Annotated in this window: 1 protein-coding gene; it reads left to right on the plus strand. The window is 74.0% G+C overall.

Going from position 1 to position 1,260, the window contains the following annotated elements; genetic code table 11:
• On the plus strand, positions 1 to 1,260 hold a 1,260-nt coding region (locus tag ABZ854_RS37275), incomplete at both ends, for a polyketide synthase dehydratase domain-containing protein (protein WP_361220509.1).

Raw genomic sequence — 1,260 nt, forward strand, 5'->3', positions numbered from 1 at the left:
CTGCTCGGGGCGGCGGTGGAGCTGCCGGACGGCGAGGGCGTGCTGTTCACCGGCCGGCTGTCCCTGTCCACCCACCCATGGCTGGCCGAGCACGCGGTCAAGGGGACGGTCATCGTGCCCGGCGCCGCCCTTGTCGAGATCGCCGTGCGCGCCGGAGACCAGATCGGCTGCGGCACCGTACGCGACCTGACCCTGCACGCCCCCCTGGTCGTGGCGGCCGACCGTGCCGTGGACCTGCGGGTGCGGGTCGGTCAGGGCGACGAGCCGGCCCTCACCGTCCATTCCCGCGGGGAGGGCGAGGACTGGACGCTGCACGCCGAGGGCTCCTTGACGGCCGAGGCCGTCGAGCCCGCCGATCTCGGGTCCGCCTGGCCGCCGGCCGGTGCCGAACAGGTCGAGGCCACGACCCTGTACGCCGACCTGGCCGCTCTCGGCCTGGAGTACGGCACCCTGTTCCAGGGTGTCGCGGGGGTCTGGCGGGACGGGGACGACACCGTGTACGCCGAGGTGGCCCTCCCCGAGGGGACCGACACTGACGGCTACGGCATCCACCCCGCCCTGCTGGACGCGTCCCTCCACGCCATCAGCCTGCTGACGGACGAGGACGACGGGACGGCGCAACTTCCCTTCTCCTGGACGGACTTCGCGCTGCACGCCGCCGGCGCCTCGGCGCTGCGGCTGCGCATCGGCCGTAGCGGCTCGGCCTACCGCATCGACGCGGTCGACGCGGCGGGGGCTCCGGTGGCCACGGTCGGCTCGCTGGCGCTGCGGCCGCTGGCCGTGGAGTCCGGCACGGTCCGCGACCTGTACCGCATCGACTGGACACCGCTCGCCGCACAGCCGACCGAGCCCACCACGTCGTACACGATCCTCCAGGCCGCCACGGCCACCGAACTACTGCCCCTCCTCCAGGCCCACCTGAACGACGAACAGCCCCTGCTCGTCCACACCCGCCAGGCCGCCACCGACCCCGACCAGGCCGCGATCCGCGGACTCGTACGAGCCGCACAGGCCGAACACCCCGACCGGATCGTCCTGCTCGACACCACCGGCGACCTGCCCGACCACATCCCGACCGGCGAACCCGAACTCGCCCACACCGACGACCGGTTCACCGCACCACGACTGGCGCGCGAGACCGTCGTGGCGGAAGGCTCCTGGTCCGCCTCCGGGACGGTGCTCATCACCGGCGGTACCGGCGGCCTGGGCGCGCTCACCGCGCGCCACCTGGTCTCCGCGCACGGCGTGCGCAGCCTGCTG

The sequence above is a fragment of the Streptomyces sp. NPDC047028 genome (assembly GCF_040644095.1).
Lineage (GTDB): Bacteria > Actinomycetota > Actinomycetes > Streptomycetales > Streptomycetaceae > Streptomyces.